Source organism: uncultured Capnocytophaga sp., from assembly GCF_937936315.1.
Taxonomy (GTDB): domain Bacteria; phylum Bacteroidota; class Bacteroidia; order Flavobacteriales; family Flavobacteriaceae; genus Capnocytophaga.
Genome location: NZ_CALGWU010000007.1, coordinates 1 through 3,768, shown reverse-complemented (window position 1 = coordinate 3,768; position 3,768 = coordinate 1). Strand labels below are relative to the sequence as shown.

Sequence of the window (3,768 nt, the reverse complement as noted above, 5' to 3'; positions counted from 1 at the left end):
CATCATTCACATCCCAATAAAACTCCAAATGAGCAGTGTTTTCCAAAAGCACTTCACGGAAATGAGGAGGCAGTGTATAGCCTAATTTTGCCTCTACTGCTTTGATTTCTTCCTCCGTAGCGGGTTTTTCTATCGCAAGAGGTTCTACCTCGCCACCAAGGTCTTCTATCTTTTCTAAAAATAGGTTTAAACGCTTTTTAAAAAGCACAAAATTAAAGGGTATTTCCATAATGCTATTTATTTTATGAAACTAATTGTTTGTTTTTACTTCCCAAAAGCCATTTCGCTTACCATTTTTACGTTCGATAAGTCCTTTTCCTACCAGATTTGCTGTAATAGTCTTTACGGTGCGTTCTGATTTTCCTATATGCTCAGCAATAATCTTTTGAGTGGCGGTAGGATTTTGTTGTAAGTATTGTAATACTGCCATTTCCTCCAAAGTGCAATTCAAAGTGCAAATTTTGCCCTTTGGAATTTGTTCTTTTGCACTTTGAAATTCTTCACCTACTAATAAATACCGGTTTTTAAGCTCGTTATCTTCGCCTAAAAGTAGATTTCTAAAGAAACGTTCTATATATTCGGTAGTTGCTGTTATCCCTTTAGCAAGGTTGTTGTAATTGGCACGGACTAAGGCGTTACGAAAATACCAAGAATGATAGGCAAAGGCTTCATTGCTCATCGCAAAGCCAAAGGTACGCAGATATTGAATCGTGAAAACTGCCGTTGTACGCGTATTTCCCTCACCAAAAGGGTGTATTTGCCAGAGTCCTGAGACAAATTTGGCTATGTGCTTGATAGCTGCCTCTACAGGCAAGCCTTGATAAGAAAAACGCTTTTCTTGCTCGAAATCATAGTCCAAAGTCTCACGCAAATTGTTTGCACTAGCATAGAGAACCGTATCTCCACCGAGTACCCACTCCTTTTTGGTGATATTGTAGTCGCGCAATTTGCCTGCAAACTTGTAAATACCGGTGAATAACTTGCGATGAATGCCTATATATGCCACTGGGGAAAAGCTAAAAGCTGACTCGGTAAGCAATTCGGTGATGCGCGCCGAAACTTTGTCGGCTTCCTCAGTGCGTTCTTCTCCCTGTTCGTGGCGTACTGTCTTGGATTGATAATAGCTATCAATAAGGTGCTTAGCCTCCTCTATAGTAATGTCCCCCTCGATGTGTTGCTTAGCCGTTTGTACGAGATAAGCTGAAGGTTTCAGTCCGTCTACTGCCTGCAAGCCAATAGCTGTCTGCCACGCCTCACCTTTTTCACGACGATGGGGTTCAGTTTCCCTTATATATTGCTCGAAGTCATTCATTGTACTATTTTTCCAATTTTTATCAATCCTTTACACCTATAAAAATATCTACTTCGGAGGTACCTCCTTGCTGAGATTTCTCGGTGTAGCGCTCATAGTCATATATATAAGTGCGATTGAGTGTGGCATCGTTGTCCCAGATATGTTGCCACATTGCCCCTACTGCTTGAGGCATTGCCCCCTTGGCTACAAACTTTTGAAAGGTTTGCTCAGGAAATTCTCTACCTTCTAAGCCGTCGGGAATTATGCTGAGCGTGGTAACTTCCATCCCTATCATACAAGTGTAAGGCTCAGTATAGTCCTTTTGGTAATCGGTGTAGATGCTGTAAATAGCATCGCTTACCTTATTGGGTATTTTTGCCAAAATTTGCTCGCTAAAAAAGCGTTGCCAAAGGTTCCCAATATCCTGCATCGCCTGTCCGTTCTGATTGGTAGTGCGTACACTGATTCCTATGATTTTCATTTTCTTTTTATTTAAATAGTTCTTAATAACTTCCCTCTAACTCCTTACAAACTTACCGATTACGCTCTAAAAGTTTGGGTTTGTCTTCCTTTTAATTAAAATGCCCTACCTCTCTTGTTTTATAAATACCCTTTACGATCTGTCAACAAACATCATATCCTCCTGCTCCTGTACCATTTTGAGCCTCTATATAGATAATATTGTCTTCTTTGTCATAATAAACGGATGTTTCACTAAAGGCAGGTACATACATATCCCTATAAGCACTTTTAGGAATATTCACTTGTTTGCCATTAATGCTCACCACAAAACTCTTATATTCCGTTTCTGGCTCAGAGCCATCAGTTCCTTCAAAAGGTTTCCCGTCTATTTTGTATTCGTAATGATCGCCTTTGTTTTCTTTAGTAAAGGTATGTTTTTTCTTATTGTATTTTTGAGCGGTAAGCTCTACTCGAATTCCCATATCTAAAAAAGTAATGGCATTATCGCTTTCTTTTTCTTTCTTAATAGCAAGAAACTTATAAGTAGGTTTCAGTCTGCTGTTATGAATATACCCTTTATCTACGTAATGCCACTTACTTATATCTTCATCAGCATGAAATATATAAACAAGCTTATTATTAGGGAGTGTCCCCAGTATTTTACTTTTGACATTTTCTTTTTCACGGATATTTACATAACCATCTTTGTCCTTTACCACAAAGAATTGACCAAAGACACACTGGGAAATTAACAAAAATAAGAATAAAATTCGCAGCATAGTTTATTTTTTGATTGTTCAATTAAATAAAAAAATTATCTATTTCTATTTCATTAAAGGTGCACTCATTGCCATATAAATCCCTAACTACAGCTCTTAGGGTAGCCCCTTTGCCTTTTAGCCCTGCTAATTTGTTTATTTTATGAAATAAATGGTAAGATATTGTATCCTCATCTTCTTCTATAAAGCTTACATCCCTGACATGTACAGGATTTTTCAATTCAAATATTGTTTTTTCAGCTAAAGGTTGAAGAATCTCAAAGATAGGTTCGCAAAATTTGCTATATTCCTTATTAATATCACTTATAATAACATTTATTACCCAACGAGGAAGTTCATCAGGCGAAAATTCTTTGAAGTTTGTTAGAGATACTTTTGTCTTTTCCATAACATAGCCAATATTAATTTACTTAAAGACTTTGACAAAGCTTTAGAACTTTGTCAAAGTCAATTGTAACTGCCATTATTAATTGCCTGTGCGGCTCACACTATACATCTTTTCGCGGAGTTCCTGAATATTTTTGTCGTCCATATACTCATCAAAGGTCATATAGCGGTCGATAATGCCACTAGGGGTAAGCTCGATGATACGATTGGCGACAGTTTGTGAAAATTCATGGTCGTGGGTGGTGAAAAGCACGGTGCCTTTGAAGTTTTTCAGCGAGTTGTTAAAAGCAGTGATGCTCTCCAAATCCAAGTGGTTAGTAGGTTCGTTGAGCATTAACACATTGGCGCGCAACATCATCATACGGCTGAGCATACAGCGCACTTTCTCGCCTCCTGAAAGCACTTTACAGTTTTTGAGGGCTTCCTCGCCACTGAAAAGCATCTTGCCCAAGAAACCTCGCACATATACTTCCTCGCGCTCTTCCTCTGTTTTTGCCCATTGGCGCAACCAATCTACCAAAGAAAGGTCTTGAGTGAAGAAATCGGAGTTATCCACAGGCAGGTAAGACTGTGAGGTGGTGATTCCCCACGCAAAAGTACCTGCATCAGGCTTGAGATTGCCGTTGAGAATCTCATAAAAGGCAGTGGTAGCACGTGAATCCTTAGAAATTACGGCTACCTTATCGTCTTTGGCAAGGTTGATATCCACATTTTGGAACAGTACCTGTCCGTCAATAGACGCGGCAAGGTTTTCCACGTGTAGGATTTGGTCGCCAGCCTCGCGGTCACGGTCGAAAATGATGGCAGGGTAACGACGAGAGGACGGTTTGATTTCCTCAATATTGA

Annotated in this window: 6 protein-coding genes; all 6 read right to left on the bottom strand. The window is 39.3% G+C overall.

Going from position 1 to position 3,768, the window contains the following annotated elements:
• Window positions 1-229, bottom strand: a 229-nt coding sequence (locus tag Q0162_RS01660) for an SMI1/KNR4 family protein (RefSeq protein ID WP_297888110.1), incomplete at its 3' end; no start/stop codon positions are given.
• Window positions 230-250: 21 nt separating this feature from the next.
• On the bottom strand, window positions 251-1,312 hold the full coding sequence (locus Q0162_RS01655) for a Fic family protein (protein ID WP_297888107.1): 1,062 nt from the start codon (window positions 1,310-1,312) through the stop codon (window positions 251-253).
• A gap of 22 nt (window positions 1,313-1,334) precedes the next feature.
• Window positions 1,335-1,775: a GyrI-like domain-containing protein gene (locus tag Q0162_RS01650; protein WP_297888104.1), complete on the bottom strand. Its 441-nt coding sequence runs from the start codon at window positions 1,773-1,775 to the stop codon at window positions 1,335-1,337.
• A 142-nt stretch (window positions 1,776-1,917) separates the two neighbouring features.
• Entirely contained in the window at window positions 1,918-2,535 is a 618-nt protein-coding gene (locus Q0162_RS01645; protein ID WP_297888101.1) for an SH3 domain-containing protein, read from the bottom strand.
• 22 nt (window positions 2,536-2,557) lie between these two features.
• The gene (locus tag Q0162_RS01640; protein WP_297888098.1) at window positions 2,558-2,923 is read right to left on the bottom strand and encodes a hypothetical protein; all 366 of its coding nucleotides are present in this window, start codon (window positions 2,921-2,923) and stop codon (window positions 2,558-2,560) included.
• A gap of 78 nt (window positions 2,924-3,001) precedes the next feature.
• The coding region (locus Q0162_RS01635; protein ID WP_297888095.1) for an ATP-binding cassette domain-containing protein at window positions 3,002-3,768 on the bottom strand (767 nt) is incomplete at its 5' end.

Excerpts from the sequence above, each read along its gene's own strand:
- Q0162_RS01640 (WP_297888098.1), bottom strand. The coding sequence starts at position 2,923 with ATGGAAAAGACAAAAGTATCTCTAACAAACTTCAAAGAATTTTCGCCT.
- Q0162_RS01645 (WP_297888101.1), bottom strand. The coding sequence starts at position 2,535 with ATGCTGCGAATTTTATTCTTATTTTTGTTAATTTCCCAGTGTGTCTTT.
- Q0162_RS01650 (WP_297888104.1), bottom strand. The coding sequence starts at position 1,775 with ATGAAAATCATAGGAATCAGTGTACGCACTACCAATCAGAACGGACAG.
- Q0162_RS01655 (WP_297888107.1), bottom strand. The coding sequence starts at position 1,312 with ATGAATGACTTCGAGCAATATATAAGGGAAACTGAACCCCATCGTCGT.